Below are 15,837 nucleotides of genomic sequence, written 5' to 3' on the forward strand. Positions count from 1 at the left end.
TTCAAGGTTATTTAGAAATCTTGCGGGTTCAAAGTCTTTTCAGTAGCGATCAATTCGCTGCGGCTCATATCCTTGATGCGCCTGGCTCCCCCTAAGAAGGTATCGTCTGTTTCTTCTTGCTCCTTTTCCGGAACGCACTGTTTGCCCAATCCAGTCTTGTCGCGCAGGCTCAAAATGCTCTCCTTAGGAGACCTGGCTTCAAGACTGTTCATTATTTTGACCAGGGTATCGCCTTCCACCCTGTGCTTTAAGGCTAAAGGTACCATTTCTACCACATCGGCCACAGTGGGTTGTTTACGTTTCTTAAGCAAACTGTAGAGCAAAGCCCCCTGTTGTATAGCCTCGATAGCCCGCAGACTTTCAAGGTTATGCTTAACATAAATCCTGGCAACAAAGTTCCGCAAGTAATCGGGAAGTTCAGCTTTAGCGTAGCCTTCAGCTATCTCCAGTATCCGCCTGCGATACTCCTCGTGAACCTGTTCTGCCGCGGCATCTTCGTTTGCCCGGCTTGACTTAGTAGACTTTGACAGGATCTCTGCTACTACCTCTACCGAGGCAGGTCGTCCCATGTAAAACACCATATCGAAGCGGTCTGAAAGCTGTCGTCTTACTTCTTCCAATGGTCCCGGTTCTTCGTCCGGGTTGGAAGCAGCCCATATGGTGACGGCTAAAGGTATCTCAACCACTGGCAATCCAGCTTCTTCAATCTGAAGCCTTCCTGGCTTTTGCCCCATGACGTCCAACAGTATATCTGTTATCTCGGGCGAGGTATCTGCCAAACGATTGATTTCATCAATAAAAATGATTCCCCGATGAGCTTGGGGAAGGATTCCGGGGAGCAGAGCTGCTTCCGGCATGTTGGGATCGGTAATCTTTGCTAGGTCTATACTCCCAGCTACTGTACCTACTTTTGCCGAGTGGGATATCTCCAACAAAGGCATCATAATCTGTTCTACCCCGAGTTCTGCGATTTCCTCAGAAGACAAACCTCGGTGATTAGGACAGTGAGGATCAGACGGGTTACAGTTGTACAAGCATCCTTTGATACGGGTAATGGTCGGCAGTATATCCCTGGCTGCGCGCATAATAGTGGTCTTACCTGTACCCCGCAAGCCTTCTGCATGTATGTGAAAAGGTTCCCCGAAATAAGTGGACGCTATCGACATTTCTACGAGATCAAAAAGAGTCTGGTTGCCATCGTGCCTCGATAATTCAGCGTAACGTTTCATTGGGCCTCACCTCCGTCAAGTCCGTTTTCACCTACCTGTTCCCCTGCAAACTGGGCCAGAATCAGGGTTTTGGTTACGGCACCGTTTTGCTCGACAGGTACTGTCTTGACTTTCATTTGTAACTCAGTACCATCCTTCTTTTTCAAGACCAAAACATACTCACCTTCTGTCCCTGTCGCCAGGCGTCGTGCCAGTTCCTCTTTGGGAGCAGAGACCTGCTTTTCGGCAAGCAAAGAGGAAACACCCTTTTCTAAGAGTTCCCCGTGATCGTATCCTAGCTTTTCTTCGAAGGCGCGGTTGGCTAAGGCTATCACTCCTTGAGTATTACACATCCCAACAGGTAAACCAATACTGTTCAAGATGAAAGTTAGCTGCTCCACTTCTCCTCGTAAAGCCGCTTCCTTTTGTTCTTGGATTTTGCGCTGGGCAGTTATTTCTCTTAAACTTTCTACCGCGCCGATCATGCTTCCACTGTTATTTCGTAGAGGAGCTGCGGTTCCCCACAAGTACTGGGCTTTCCCTTTGAGTTTGGGGACATCAAACTCAGAAATAAGGTTGTAATTCTCATATTGAAATATCTTGTAATACTTTGCTACTTCCTCCGGATTAAGGACCACATCCACCATAAGTGGTCGTTTGATGCCGTAGAACGGGATCCCATACTCGTAATCACCCTTGCCCAGCATTTCCTCGGCTTTAACCCCGGTCATTTCTTCCATTGCTTTGTTCCATATAACCACCTTACCTTCGTGGTTAATAGCGAGAACTGCATCGGGGAACTGATCAAGTATGATTCGCGCGCTGTATTCTGATTCTGCCAAGGCCGCTTCGGTAAGTTTGCGCTGGGTGATGTCACGCGCTATTCCTTGAATAGCTACAGGTTTCCCCATTTTATACACCGGCCACGCACTTATCTCGAGAACTACCCGTTCCTGGTATTTAGTGCTAATTTCTAGTTCATAGGTGTTCTCCTTTTGCCTGGTCTTTTTACGATAAATCATGGAACGCAAAAGCTGGGAGTAATCGTGTACGACCAGTTGTTCGATGTTCATCTTGAGTAACTCGTCACGCCAGTACCCTGTAATCTTTTCTGCTGCTCGGTTAACGAAGAGAAAATTGCCCTCCAAATCATGAGCAAAAATCATGTCTCGGGCGTTATCGAAGAGATTCCGGTAACGCTCATCACTCTCTTTCAATGCTGCTTTCAGCTGGCGTGCCTCGGTTACGTCCTGGATAACAGTAAGTATTCGTTCGTCGCTTCCCATAGAGATGCGGCTCGGTTTAACCTTGATCCAGAACGTCCTGCCCCCTTTATCTTTGGCTTCCCACTCAAACGGACTGACCTGTGAATAAAAGGCCCTCTTTATAAGCTGGGCAAACTCCTCTTTGGTGTAAGGGACTTGCCCGCTCACCAGATCAGTGATATTCATTCCCAACAATTGTTCACGTCGGTAAACAAACATTTCCGATGCCTTGTCGTTGGCCAATATGATTTCTCCAGTATAGGCGTCATGAATGAGCAAAGCGTCATTAACTGCTTCGAGCAAGGCTCGAAAATCTCCGCTTTCACGGGTCTGCAATCTGTGAATCCGTTCGTCCTCGGTAACATCCTGAAATATCGAAACCAAACCCCAAGAAGTTCCGTACACTCTTTCCCTGAAATAACGGTAACCGTACGAAGTGGTTATCTGTTTGATTTCTCCAGTGGCTAGCACTTCTAAATAAGTGTTGTGACAAGGGGTATCTCTCAACCCGGGGACAGCATCAAAAAGGTTACTTCCTTCCAATTCCCCAACCGGTAATTCGACCAAATCGGCATACGCTTGGTTGCAATAAACAACCTGAAAGTTCTTCCTCAAAGCTAAGACCGGTTCAGCTATGCCGTCCAGCATGTTTTTGAACCCGAATTTTGTTTGCGGCATGTTCCGTCCCCCCTTACTCTTAGTATTAGTGACAACATTCACTAACCTGGTTCCATTAAACCCTTTTGCGCTTCCAGCGAACAAACGTTCTACAACGCACTTCCTTTCTTTCGTTTATGTAGATATACCGCCTATGTGTTTTATGTATGTACAAAGGCCCCGCCTAGGCATATGTATATGTAAATAAGGAGCTCGGGGAGCTCGATGCCCGATGAAAGAAACAGCCGGGCATGTATGCGGTTGAACATGACCGGCTGCTTTGTCTCGTGGTTGGGGCAACCAACCGAGTCGATGGTGAATGGTCTTAATTTTTTGGATATCTCTAATTGCTCGTGTCCAGTGAAAACCATAATTTACACTTCTTTCTGAAGCAAAGCTAAAAACCCACTCAGTACTCGTAAATCTCCCGCAGGCGTTCCCTTTCAGCAAGACGCGTTTTCTCTTGAGCATCGCGTTTCTTGGGAATCTGAGCACTGACGGGATGCGCCTCTTCGACTTCGGGTTCGGGAACCGGCAGGGGTACAACCGTGGCAGTTTCTGCATTCCTTTTCTGATACCACTGATAGGCTTCCTTGTATAATTCCCTATCTCTCGCCCGCACCCGTGATAGGTACGCCCGCCTTTTACGCTGCCTTTCTCGAGCGGCGGCCTCAATCTGCAAAGTGACTAGGTAAATGATGAAGCCCAAGATTACCTTGGCTACCAGATACATCATAGCCACCAGCAGAAATATGACCTGAAACTTGGTCATCATTTGTCCCCCCCACTGCAACCCATTCACCATCGGTAGTTGGTGTGCCTGGGGATGGATTCAGTTGTAGTAACTTAGCCTCACCTCCAATGCAACTTACCCCCTGTCTAGAATATAGCACGCAAATGCGCTAGAACCAAACCGTCCTCGAAAGGTCACCGTATTAACGGATTCGGTAGTTTCTTGTAGTATAGCATAGTCATTATTAAGGCGTAATATGCCGCTTTAGTAGGATGAACTGTTGGTTAAGTGTCTTTTCCTAACAAAGTGGTGTAAAAAAAGGGGGGTAACAGGGGTTTTGTCATTTCATACAATCTTCCTTGCCTGTTAGGATTGTTACTTTGCGAACTATCCCTCACAAGCGTCCGGATAGGTCATGGGCCATTACAAGAGCAGTTTGACGTGCTAAAATTTAATTAGTGAAAACCGTAATTTGCACTTCTTAAAGAGGCTCAATGCAGAGCCTATTTTTTTGCCCCTCTACTTTTTCCCTGCTCCACTGACTTATTCGCAATTAATGTAATAATACCTCCTATGTGTCCCTAAGGGAAAACTTGTAATTCGCCTGTATTAACTATACAATAAAGCATCATCGAGATCCCGATTTAGAGGTGGCGTTTTTTGATACTGATCAGCGCATGTCTTTGCGGATGCAAATGCACTTACAAGGGAACGAGTCACTATCATCCAGTGTTCTACAAGTTGTATAAAGAGGGAAAAGCGGTTGTCGCTTGCCCTGAGAGACTGGGTGGATTACCGGTGCCCCGTTCGCCCGCCGAAATAGTTGGAGGGGACGGAAGCTCGGTTTTGAAAGGCTTAGCTAGGGTAATCACCAAAGAAGGCAGAGACGTGACTCCTTGTTTTCTTAGAGGAGCAAAAGAAACCCTTCGTATTGCGCGAGACGCGGGAGCCATTGTGGCCGTATTGAAATCTCGCAGCCCATCCTGTGGGGTCGGACAGGTTTATGACGGAACATTTAGCGGTAATTTAAGGGGAGGAAATGGTGTCACTTCCGCACTGCTAAAAGAGTACGGCTTGGCAATAATGAACGACGAAGAGTTTTTGCTAAGGCAAGAGGAGATGAAAGAAGGTTTATGAAGGCGGTGAGCTTGTTTTCCGGCGGGTTAGACTCGCAGTTAGCTGTCTGTGTCGTCAAGGAGCAAGGGATTGAGGTTGTCGGGGCACACTTTAAGACCCCCTTCTTCGGTGGTGATGAGCACGTTGCCGAGGCGGCACGAAACCTGGGGATTGAACTGCTGGTCCTAGACAGGTCGGACGAATACCTGGAAGTTCTTAAGAACCCCCGTTACGGGTATGGTAAACACATGAATCCCTGTACCGATTGCCATGGGTTCATGCTGAAACATACCGGGCATCTTATGGATGATATAGGGGCCAAATTCATAGTAACTGGGGAAGTGCTCGGGCAAAGACCCAAGAGCCAGAACAAGGCAGCTTTGCGTCAGGTGGAGAAGCTCTCGGGTTATGAAGGATACATCCTGAGGCCTTTATCCGCCAAGCTGCTGCCGCCAACCATTCCTGAACTCGAAGGATGGGTGGACCGGGAACGGCTTCTTGATATATGCGGGCGTTCGCGGCTGCGCCAGATGGAGCTTGCCGAGAAGTACGGTCTAAACGATTACCCGTCACCGGCCGGCGGGTGTTTGCTCACGCAAGAGAACTTTTCACGGCGGCTGCAGAAGTTTATGAATGCTTATCCCGAAGCTAAGGCAGACGACATGTATATCTTGCGCTGTGGGCGACACATCTACCTGTCGGCTAGTTCCCTACTGGTGGTAGGAAGAAATCAGGAGGAGAACAGCAGAATCCAGTCCCTGGCTAAGCCTGGCGACTACTTGCTGAAGGTTAAGGCCTATCCCGGGCCCACAGGTCTATTGAGGGTGGCTACAAGGGCTTCCCGCGAAGAACTGACTGAAGCCGCCGCGATCGTTGCTCGTTACAGTGATGCAAGAGAAGCGGGTCTAGCCTTGGTTCAGGTTCGGCAACCAATAGGATCCGAGGAGGAAATAACCGTGTCTCCCCTCGCCCCGTCAGACACTCCTGCCTCTATATGAGGGCAGTCGCTGTTAACAGGGAGAAAATCCCTGCTGATATCCTGGCATTAGGTCATACGCAAACCACGTTGTATTCGAATTTGAAGAGAGCCTAGTATTATCCCATTGGTTTTTCCTTTTTGCTTTTGCGCATATATAGAATCCCCAGGGTATAAGGCCCGCAATGGCTTGAGACCGTGCACCCGGCGTCAGTCTCTAGGATCTCTTCAAAATCAGCGTAGCGACGAACAGCTTCTTTCACCTTGTCAACTGTGGGTTTAGGACAGAAGGAGTGCGTGATAAATATCCTGCTGTAATCGATATCCTGGTTGCCGAACAGCCTGTCCTTGACATACTTTTCAAGGCAGGATTCAAAACTGCCCCGGTATTTCCTGCCCACCGTCATTTTTCCGTCTATGACTTCAATGCATGGCTTTATCTTAAGTACCCTGGCTCCGATGGCTTCAAGTCCAGAACAGCGCCCTCCCTTGTATAAATAATCTACGCGATCAATTACGAAACTGGTATCAACCCTGGGAATCAATTCCTCTAACCTGCGGCAGATTTCGGACGGTTCGAGGCCTTCCTGGGCCATCAAAGCGGCTTCGTATACGATATGCCCGCTCCCGGTGGAAAGATTGCGTGAATCGATGACATAAACATTGTCGAAATCCTGAGCCGCGATAACCGCGTTTTGATAACAAGAGGAAAAACCCGAACCGATGCAGATGTGAATGACTGCTTCATGCTTCGCCGAGAGGTCCTCAAAAAAACACACGTAATCATACACGTTGACCGCTGCAGTCTTGCACGTTTTACCTTGCTCGTCAACATACCTGAATATGTCCACAGGCTTTATGTCTACCCCGTCTCGAAACATTTCATCGCCGACAAGGATATAAAGAGGCGTTAACGTAATGTTTAGTTTTTCTAAAATCTCCGGGGAAAGATCGCAGGTGCTGTCAGCGGTTATCTTGATCATTTCCACTCCCCTCCCTTGACGCTTCTTCTCCTTTTATGATGATTTTATTCAGTTGCGTCTCTACAATTATGTAAAAATGGTGCGCTTATAACACTATACAAAATATGGCTGACAACCGACAAGCTCGCTGATGTTACACAGGCGAGCTTCAATTTTGTCTCGATACATCTCCGGAGAGCGCAGATATGTTTCCAGTTCCGGCAGAGCCTCGGGGAAATAACGCAGGTAGGTATTTTTTAAGCGTTGTACTACAGCAGGATATGGATTCAGGGTGTCCAGCAAAACCTCCCGGATTCCGCATTCATGAATAGTACGCAACAAACCTGTCAATGACTCTTCCCTATCCGATACTCCCGGCAGCAGCGGGGCGATAAATACCCATACCTTAATACCGGCCCTGATCAATTCGCGGGCGGCAGCGAGGCGCAAGTGCGGCGGCGAAGCCCCGGGTTCCAATACCCGGGCTACGTTTCGATCCAAAGTAGTGATAGTGAACCCTACCTCGCAACCTCTCATCTGCCGAAGTAGCGGAAGATCCCTTAGCACCAGGGAAGATTTGGTCAGAGTATGAACTTCAAGCAATTGATAGTCAGCCAGGATTCTCAGGCTGGACCTTGTGATTTCGTAGACGGCTTCAGCAGGTTGATAGGCGTCGGTTACTGAGCCCACTAAAACCGCACCTTCTGGTCGATTCCGGCGCCCCAATTGTTTGGCCAGAACCTCAGGGAAGTTTACTTTAACGTCCAGGAATCTGCCCCACTTCTCCAGGTGGTTAGTAAATCGGCACATAAAGGAAGCGTAGCAATAGACGCAGGCATGGGCACAGCCCACATACGGATTAATGCAGTACTGATAGCCCGGGACGCCGGTCTTGTTTAGGGCTGACTTGCAGAGTATCTCTCGGACTGCAATATTTTGGAGCACCTGGCCTCCTCCTTGACTGTCAATCCTATGACTTACAAGATTCTAGCCCTTTTCCACGCACGAAACAAGTCTTTTCCCTTTCATATCTATTGCTGGTACTTACCCCTTTAACAGGCCCTACTATATATGCTCTGCCCTGCCCCATAGTAACTGTCGTAAATATGCTGGTACACCTGCACGCACTTCTCTTCAAATATTTTGGGGGTGTATGCTCTGGGGAGTTCGCGGTCCAGTGTATCCTGGATCGCAATCAATACCGCTGCCCGTGTCTGTTGCCGTTTTCGCCAATCAAGGACCAGCTTCTCCTTTTTCAGCGTAACTAAAAGCTCTCTGACCACCTTCTTCACCTGCGACCTGTCTTTTTCAGTCAATTGGGGTTCAGGTTTAATAAGGATATCAAACAAGGCAAGTTCTTCCTCGGTGAGCTGCTCGGCCATGCCGCGCTTTTCTTCTTCGGTGAGCTCCTTGGCGAAGGCCACCAGTCTATCGAACATCAATTCCACATTCAGGGCGCCGCTGTTGTACTCGTCAATGAGCTTCTGGAACCTCTCGGCAAAATCGATCCTGCTCTTGTTAAGACGCACGAGCTTGTTCAGTTTGGCATTGACTAAACCTTTCAGTTTTTCAACTTCCGTATGTTTCCTCGACTTTTCGAAAAACTCCCGCAGGGCTTCAAAATCAATCTCGCTCAGGTCTACCTTTGCATTGTAGCCAGCCGGGTCCTCCTGGATGATATATCCTTCACTGGCAATAGACCGGTCAAGGACTTCCTCAATATCATCCATAATCTCGGAGATGTCAACCGGCGGGGCCAGTGCTCTGATTTTATCGGAAATACATGCGAAAAGATTCTTCTGCTTGGCAAATTCAGAAGCTTCAGGGTCGGGCAATATAGCCTTGTAGAGTTTAACCGTATTCCCCGCCAAGGATTGAAACTGCTGCTTGGTTTGGTCATTCACCACCAAGCGCTCCACAGCATCATCCAAAAGCCCGACCATCTCAAGCCCCGATGCAGCAAGGAGTCTATCTACGTCAATGCCTTTTTCGTGGCAAAAGGCGGTTGTTTCGGTAACAGCTCTCTTAAGCTCATCGACCAGGGCTGCCTTGTCTTTTACCGGCGTATCCACTGAGCCGCCCGCTGCTGGGCTGGCGTATATGGCAAGAGCTTTTTGCAGATTGCGGAACACTCCGATGTAGTCGACTATGGTGCCGCAGGTTTTGTCCTTAAATACCCGGTTCGCCCTGGCGATAGTCTGCATCAAAGTGTGGTTCTTCATGGGCTTATCCAGATAGATGGTATTGACGGCAGGGGCATCGAAGCCTGTCAGCCACATGGAGCAGACAAACACAATCCGTAAAAGGTCATTGGGGTCTTTGAACTTTTTGTCCAGGTCCTCGGTTACCATGCGCTTGCGGTGGGACAGGATGTCCAGGCCCTTTTTTTGAAAGTCTTCAACCTCGTTCTGGCTAGAAGAGACGACCACAGCCATATCGGTTTCCTTCATGTAGTCCAGTTTGTTTCTTATTTCTGTTATCTCTTCCAAAGGACAGGCCAGAAGTTGGCGGTTTAGCTCCTCTATGTACCCTTGCCAATACTTCCGCACCTTGTCATACATCTTGACGGCAGTATACCGGTCGATGGTCACCACCATCGCTTTGCCCATCTCGCCCCGGTTCATGAAATGCTTGACGATATCCTCGGCAATAGTTTCCAACCGGTCATCACGCGTAATGAGGTGATACTCCCTGGCAAATTCCCGTTCCAGCTTTTTTTCCTGATCTTCGCCGAGGTCGGCACTGTCGATGATGTCCTGAATGTCGTCGTTCAGGTTTTCATTAATAAGCTGTAATTCAGGAATTCGGTTTTCATAATAGAGAGGAACGGTAGCCCTGTCCTCAATGGACTGGCGGAAGTTATAAATGGAAATATAATCTCCGAACACTTCCCTGGTTTTTTCCTCGCCAGCCATAAGAGGAGTGCCCGTGAAGGCGATGAAGGAAGCGTTCGGCATAGCAGAGCGCATGTTGGCGGCAAGGGTATCATACTGGCTGCGGTGGGCTTCATCAACCAGAACAATAATGTCGTCACGGTCGGTTATCTTCGGGTATTTGCCGTCGCTTTCGCTTTGAAACTTTTGGATGAGGGTGAATACCATGCGGTGATTCTCTGCCAAAAGGCTTTTCAAGTGCTCGCGGCTTTCAGCCTGTATTCTTTGTTCGATAACCGCGCCTGCGGCTGCAAAGTTCTTGTATATTTGGTCATCCAGTTCCGTCCGGTCAGTAACGACTACAAATGTCCAGTTGCCGTGAATTTTGCGCAGGATCTTCTGACAGAAGAAGAGCATGGAATAAGACTTACCCGAACCCTGGGTGTGCCAGAACACCCCCAGGCGGCCTTTGTTTTCCCGCATCCTTTTCACTGCTTCGATGGCGTTGTTCACCCCGAGGTACTGGTGGTTCTTAGCGATCAATTTGACCAGTGAACCGCCGGCATCGCTGAACAGAGTGAAGTTTTCCACAATGTCCAAAAGCTTGTCCTTAGCACAGGTTCCGCGAATCATAGTTTCCAGGGAGACAACGCCTTTTTCGCCCTCGCTGTTAATCTTCTTCCATTCGGCAAAATGCTCCCATGACGCGCTCATGCTGCCGATGCGGCTCTGGCTACCGTTGGACAGGATGATGAAACCGTTGTACCAGAAGATCTGGGGTATGGTATTTTTGTAGTCCTTTAGGTTGTTGTTATAAGCATCCTCCAGCCTTTTGGAAGCGGATTTGAGTTCGATAAAAACCAAGGGTATGCCGTTGACAAAGCCGACAAGATCGGCGCGCCGCTTGTAAATCTCACCCGTTACCCAAAGCTGTGACGCGAGGAGAAAGTGGTTGTTTCCCGGATCGTTCCAGTCGATAATTCTCACTACGTCGTCTGTCTCTTCATCATCGGCGTTCTTGTACGCAACCTTCACTCCATCCTTGAGGAGTCTGTAAACCTCCCGGTTGGCTTGGACAGGACTCAAACTGCTGCGATCTCTGACGATTTCCTCTATAGCCAGGTTGATGGCCTCCCTACCCGCGTCGGGATTCAGTGTTTCCAGCGCATTACGTAGATACCGGGTCAGCACCACCTCGGAAGTGGTCTCCCGGCCGAGGGTCCCCGATGTGCCAAGGGTTTCGTGGAAGCAGTTGACGGTTTCCCAGCCGAGTTGCTTGAACAGGGCGATAGCCGGCTGTTCTATCAAGGCATCTTCACCGTACTGGTTCATTTAATCACCACCTACGGCAATATCCAGATCCTCCACATTCAATTCGCCCGAGATAAGCTTGGGTAAGAGCAGATCACGGGTACGGCGGAGGACGGTGTTTTGTTTGAGAAGAATGTTCAGGAATTTCCTATATCCCATAATTATCTCCTCAAACATATCTATGATTTCTTTCGGTGGTATTACTAAGCTGATATCTGTTATTACACTTGCGCTTGCACTTTTCCTTGTTGTTCCAGTAGAAGCTCTATTAATATAGTTTTGATAACGGTCGGAAAGCAAAAAGTAGAATAAATAGTAAGGCGCCACCGATAGTGATCTGATCTTCAAGCGTATAAGGTAGGAAGCAAATACAGCCTCTACAGATTGTTCAACAATACCAACCTTCCCGGGGTCTGCCATCCTAATAACAAGTATATCTCCCTGTTTAAGTTTATACTTCCTATAATCCTCATCATTAATAGTGCAAAACTGCACTTTATCCCAATCAATGTATGAGTTCTTATTAATATCAGTACCTCTAAGATATTTGGGTCCAACGGGTAAATCTCTTGCTGATTCTGTATAACCGTATTGCGTATCAACTAAATCTGATAATCTTTTAACCTCCCACCCCTCGGGTATCGGCCCCAATTCCGAATCCACCATCCTGACCTTCTCGTAGCCCGGGAACCTGAACTTTACAAACCATTCGCGGTAAATAAGCTGCGCCATTTCCTCTAGAATTCTGATGCGGCGGTTATTGTTATCAATCAGGTCGTCGTAGGCAGAGAGGATGGCAGCAATTTTGCGTTGAATAGGAAAATGTGGTAGGCAAATCTCCATCTCTTTTAACAAAGCAATCGTATAGGCGGGTTGGGATGACCCAATTACGCACTTCTTCAACTGCTCTCGTCCTTGGGGTGATAATAACCAATAATACAAGAAGCGGTTGTCCAGATTCCTGAAGTTAGTGAACCATGTAAGGTTTCCATCTTTGAAATAAAACTCTTCTCCATGCCTCACAACATATGGAACCCCGAGAGTTCCAACCGAGGTTAATAGTAGATCACCAGCCTTAGGTGTTCCAAATTTTGCCCGTATCTGTTCAAACTTAACCCGGTCGATGAATAACTCTGTTGAAACATCTAACTTGCCTTGATGTTTTTCTACAATTTCTTTCCCCCTATAAAAAGGTACTCCTTCAGGTTTATAATCAGCAGCGTATATGCGTTTGCTAGAAGTAATATCGCAAAGTTCACTCATTTTATAGAGCTTAGTCGAGCTTTTCATCAAAACCCTCCAATAACTTTCCCACATTCTCCCTTATCCTTTCCTCCAGCTCCGCTGCCTCGGCGTTGAGCTGCTCCAACTCTTCGTTCAGCTCTTGCAGCCTTTCCGTGAAATCATAGTCTTCCTCTTCCTTCTGAGCCACACCAACATACCTGCCGGGGTTGAGGCTCCAGCCCTGGGCTTCGATTTCCTCTATAGTCGCTACCTTGCACAGGCCAGGCACATCCACATATTTGCCTTCCGGAAACTTATCCTCGAGCATTTCATCCGACCCATTTACGGTCTCCACCGGCTCGCCCCGGTACAAGCGTACGATATTGGCGATAAACTCAATCTGTTCCGGGGTAAACTCGCGGTGGGCCCGGTCTACCTGGCGGTAGATGTTCCTCGCATCGATGAACAGCACTTTATTACCCCGCTCAGTCTGCCGTTTACCCTTGTCGAAGAACCAGAGGGTGCATGGTAGAGTAACGGTATAGAAGAAGTTAGGCCCGATGGTGATCATCACATCCACAACCCGGTCCTGGATGAGCTTTTTTCTTATCTCGAGTTCAGAACCCCTGGCATCGCTGGCAGAGTTGGCCATGACGAAGCCCGCCCGTCCAGTATCGTTTAAAGCGCTGTAAAACTCCTGGATCCAGATGTAGTTGGCGTTATCGACAGTGGGAAGCCCAAAAGGATAACGCGGGTCGTCTTTGATCTTCTCTTTGTCCACCCCGTCCACGTTGAAGGGGGGATTAGCCATGACAAAATCGAACCGGCCTATGCAGTTATGTACATTCTCGTAATAGGTGTTGGCCTGACGGATGTCCCCCGAAAGCCCGTGGACCGCGAGGTTCATCTTGCACAGTCTGACTGTTTCGGCCACTTTCTCCTGCCCGTAGATGGATATCTCACTGCTGGGGTTTTTCTTGTGATTCTGGACAAACCGGGCCGACTGGACAAACATGCCGCCTGACCCGCAGGCCGGGTCCAGGATGCGTCCTCGGTATGGCTCGATGACCTCGACAATTAGCTTTACCAGCGAAGTGGGCGTGTAAAATTCCCCGCCCCGCTGCCCTTCTGAACGTGCGAACTCGCCGAGAAAGTATTCATATACGTTGCCAAAAACGTCCCCTTCGACGTCCATCGGGATTTCGGAGAATGTTTTTAGTAGAGCTATCAGTGTATCGTTGTCCAGCCGGGTATAGGTTTTGGGAAGGACATCCTTAAGGTCTTCGTTCTCGGCTTCGATGGCTTTCATGGCTTCGTTCACAGCCTTCCCGATATTCTCCCCTTCCGGCAGCTTCAGGAGGTAAGAATATCTCGCCTGTTCTGGAAGGTACATAACCCCCCTGGCTTGATAGTCAGCTTTGCCAATAACACGCCTTGAACCTGCCTTAGCCTTTTTAGCCAGCTCCTTTTCGGCCATACTGAACTTGTGATCGGCAAAGCGCAGGAATATCAGCCCAAGCACGGGAACCGAGTATTCTGAAGCTTTTAATTTCGAGTTAGCTCTTAATTGGTCTGCCGCGTTCCACAGCTTCTTTTCTATTTCATTGTTGATTGACGGCATTGTCTGCACCTCGTTAATAGTTCGACTTAGCTCAATAAGAAATTCTCCTTTGTTTTCCCAAATCCTGCATAATTCGTTTAGATATCTTGATTTCCCTGCCAAAAACCCCTTACGGTTTACCGGTAATTCTCTGCTTACCTGTATGTAGCGCTAGCACCAATAATAGCCACAATATATTAGGTTAACAGCATTTAGGATTCGCTATATCTTCTATCGGGACAATTCCCCGAACCTCTAAACGGTCTGGATACACCCACAGCTTCACCTGCAACCTGTCAAGCAGTTCCTCCCAGGTTACTACCTTCTGTGGGAATCCGACCGTTAAATGTTTTTCATCGTGAACCTTCACAAAGGCAATATTTTCAGTAATTTTATCGTCATCCGGCTGGTAGCGGACATCAAACAGTTCCTCTTCAATCGCTTCTTTCACAACAGCAATATTCTGCTCCAGCTTTGTAAGGTTTTCCATCTCCGGCCAGTAATGCTCATAACGCCTGCGGACAGCAAGCTCCTGCTCCTTCAATTCATTGATTTGCCGCTTATAATCTTCGTGAGACAAAGCCCCGTCAACATAGACAGTAGCAAGCCTTTTCTGCTTCTCCTGCAGATGAGAAATTTGCTCTGTTATGGGAGAGAGCAGGGTTTCAAGTTCTTCTTTCCGGCGTTCCAGCGAACCGACGTACTCCTCGATGGCTTTCCGCATCTGGTCTTTGTCTTGAAGCATATCAATAAGCCGTTTTTTGACTTCTGCAGTAACTGCTTCGCCGTCAAGCACAGGGCTGTCGCATTTCGGGCTCCCGTCAAGGTGATACTGTTTCAATTTCCCGTTGCACTTGAAAACCAGCTTTGCGCCTTTGTTATACATAGCATCGTGAAACGGGCGCTGGCAGACACCGCAGAAGATACGACCGGCAAGTATAGGCTTGGGCCTCTTGCGGTTAAAGCCTCCTCTGGACTGCACTCTCTTTTCCTGCGCTTTCTCCCAGAGCATCTTGTCAATTATCGGCGGGAAGTCTACCTCAAACCACCCATCAGTTTTTTCCTTCTTTATTTTTTCGACCTGTTCTGGACTGACCTGCATTTTATCACCCCTCCAGAGATAATTTGTCCCGGCGTAAACAGTGTGAGTAAGAATGCGTTGGACGGTAGCGTCGCCCCAATGAGCCTGCATTTTTCCAGCGCGCCCTTTTCGGGTTTTGCGAAATTGGTTAGGCGTGGGTATACCGAGTTCAGTCAGCTTTTCGGCAATCCGCACCATACCCAAAGGCTGTCCTGACTCGTCTCCATAGACGTACCATTGGAAAATAAGCTTAACTATCTTGGCTTCATCTTCTCGAATTACCCACTCTTCCTTTTCGTCATCCCACCTGTAGCCAAAGGGTTGAGAGCCGCCGGAATACTTGCCTGCTTTTGCCAGCTTTTTCTTGCCGGTCACCGTCCTTAATTTGATAACTTCCCTTTCATACTCCGCAAAAGTGGCGAGGATGTTTGACTGCAGTTTACCTTCGGGAGTGTCATCGTTGGACCCCTGCACGAAAATAAAGCCGTCTCCTTTAAGGCCGCACCGCCTTACTTTTCGGGCTTCATCCCGCAGGGCGGCAAAAAGGGCTAAAGAGCGGGAAAGCCTGTCTTGGCGGTAGACGAAAATAGCGTCGTATTCTCCCGCTTGGTATTTCTCCCAAAGCTGATGGAGCACTGGTCTCGCATCAATCCCCAGTGCTCCGCTGTATCCGTCTTCTTTGAATACGTCTTCTTCTGTAACGTGGTAACCGCGTCTTTTTGCTTCCTCCATACAAATTTCCGCTTGGGTATCGAGAGAAGTCCCTTCTGCTTGGTCTTCTGTGGAAACCCGACAGAGGACAGCGGCACGCTTTATTAACTGCTTCATGCT

Annotated in this window: 11 protein-coding genes; 2 read left to right on the plus strand and 9 right to left on the minus strand. The window is 48.4% G+C overall.

Going from position 1 to position 15,837, the window contains the following annotated elements; all coding sequences use genetic code 11:
• Nucleotides 1-11: 11 nt before the first annotated feature.
• From SLIP_RS05520 to SLIP_RS05535, 3 genes are all read right to left on the minus strand, one after another.
• Nucleotides 12-1,229, minus strand: a complete 1,218-nt coding sequence (locus tag SLIP_RS05520; protein ID WP_013175297.1) for a magnesium chelatase ATPase subunit I — start codon at nt 1,227-1,229, stop codon at nt 12-14.
• Nucleotides 1,226-3,151, minus strand: coding sequence for a PAS domain S-box protein (locus tag SLIP_RS05525; protein ID WP_013175298.1), 1,926 nt, complete (start codon nt 3,149-3,151; stop codon nt 1,226-1,228). Before SLIP_RS05525 ends, SLIP_RS05520 begins: the two co-directional genes overlap by 4 nt.
• Nucleotides 3,152-3,539: 388 nt before the next feature.
• Nucleotides 3,540-3,902: a hypothetical protein gene (locus tag SLIP_RS05535; protein WP_041432768.1), complete on the minus strand. Its 363-nt coding sequence runs from the start codon at nt 3,900-3,902 to the stop codon at nt 3,540-3,542.
• Nucleotides 3,903-4,523: 621 nt separating this feature from the next.
• On the opposite strand from SLIP_RS05535, the gene SLIP_RS05540 reads away from it, so the two are divergent.
• Nucleotides 4,524-5,000 carry a 2-thiouracil desulfurase family protein gene (locus SLIP_RS05540; protein ID WP_013175300.1) on the plus strand — a complete coding sequence of 159 codons (477 nt, stop codon included), beginning with the start codon at nt 4,524-4,526 and terminating at the stop codon, nt 4,998-5,000.
• Entirely contained in the window at nt 4,997-5,977 is a 981-nt protein-coding gene (locus SLIP_RS05545) for a DUF814 domain-containing protein (protein WP_013175301.1), read from the plus strand. Before SLIP_RS05540 ends, SLIP_RS05545 begins: the two co-directional genes overlap by 4 nt.
• Before the next feature lie 97 nt (nt 5,978-6,074).
• Here SLIP_RS05545 and SLIP_RS05550 read toward each other — a convergent pair whose 3' ends face one another.
• From SLIP_RS05550 to SLIP_RS05575, 6 genes are all read right to left on the minus strand, one after another.
• Complete coding sequence (locus tag SLIP_RS05550; protein WP_013175302.1) at nt 6,075-6,938, minus strand: DegV family protein; 864 nt, start codon at nt 6,936-6,938, stop codon at nt 6,075-6,077.
• Between the two features lie 93 nt (nt 6,939-7,031).
• Entirely contained in the window at nt 7,032-7,862 is an 831-nt protein-coding gene (locus SLIP_RS05555; RefSeq protein ID WP_013175303.1) for an SPL family radical SAM protein, read from the minus strand.
• A 107-nt stretch (nt 7,863-7,969) separates the two neighbouring features.
• Nucleotides 7,970-11,122 carry a type I restriction endonuclease subunit R gene (locus SLIP_RS05560; protein WP_013175304.1) on the minus strand — a complete coding sequence of 1,051 codons (3,153 nt, stop codon included), beginning with the start codon at nt 11,120-11,122 and terminating at the stop codon, nt 7,970-7,972.
• Nucleotides 11,123-12,391, minus strand: coding sequence for a restriction endonuclease subunit S (locus tag SLIP_RS12360; RefSeq protein ID WP_013175305.1), 1,269 nt, complete (start codon nt 12,389-12,391; stop codon nt 11,123-11,125).
• On the minus strand, nt 12,375-13,946 hold the full coding sequence (locus tag SLIP_RS05570; protein ID WP_013175306.1) for a class I SAM-dependent DNA methyltransferase: 1,572 nt from the start codon (nt 13,944-13,946) through the stop codon (nt 12,375-12,377). The genes SLIP_RS12360 and SLIP_RS05570 overlap by 17 nt, the downstream gene beginning before the upstream one ends.
• Before the next feature lie 181 nt (nt 13,947-14,127).
• Nucleotides 14,128-15,834, minus strand: a complete 1,707-nt coding sequence (locus tag SLIP_RS05575) for a recombinase family protein (protein WP_013175307.1) — start codon at nt 15,832-15,834, stop codon at nt 14,128-14,130.
• Nucleotides 15,835-15,837: the final 3 nt, after the last annotated feature.

The sequence above is a fragment of the Syntrophothermus lipocalidus DSM 12680 genome (assembly GCF_000092405.1).
Classification (GTDB): Bacteria; Bacillota; Syntrophomonadia; order Syntrophomonadales; family Syntrophothermaceae; genus Syntrophothermus; species Syntrophothermus lipocalidus.

What these genes read in the sequence shown, in the direction of transcription:
- SLIP_RS05520 (WP_013175297.1), bottom strand. Translation starts at nt 1,229, where the DNA reads ATGAAACGTTACGCTGAATTATCGAGGCACGATGGCAACCAGACTCTT.
- SLIP_RS05525 (WP_013175298.1), bottom strand. Translation starts at nt 3,151, where the DNA reads ATGCCGCAAACAAAATTCGGGTTCAAAAACATGCTGGACGGCATAGCT.
- SLIP_RS05535 (WP_041432768.1), bottom strand. Translation starts at nt 3,902, where the DNA reads ATGACCAAGTTTCAGGTCATATTTCTGCTGGTGGCTATGATGTATCTG.
- SLIP_RS05545 (WP_013175301.1), top strand. Translation starts at nt 4,997, where the DNA reads ATGAAGGCGGTGAGCTTGTTTTCCGGCGGGTTAGACTCGCAGTTAGCT.
- SLIP_RS05550 (WP_013175302.1), bottom strand. Translation starts at nt 6,938, where the DNA reads ATGATCAAGATAACCGCTGACAGCACCTGCGATCTTTCCCCGGAGATT.
- SLIP_RS05560 (WP_013175304.1), bottom strand. Translation starts at nt 11,122, where the DNA reads ATGAACCAGTACGGTGAAGATGCCTTGATAGAACAGCCGGCTATCGCC.
- SLIP_RS12360 (WP_013175305.1), bottom strand. Translation starts at nt 12,391, where the DNA reads ATGAAAAGCTCGACTAAGCTCTATAAAATGAGTGAACTTTGCGATATT.
- SLIP_RS05570 (WP_013175306.1), bottom strand. Translation starts at nt 13,946, where the DNA reads ATGCCGTCAATCAACAATGAAATAGAAAAGAAGCTGTGGAACGCGGCA.
- SLIP_RS05575 (WP_013175307.1), bottom strand. Translation starts at nt 15,834, where the DNA reads ATGAAGCAGTTAATAAAGCGTGCCGCTGTCCTCTGTCGGGTTTCCACA.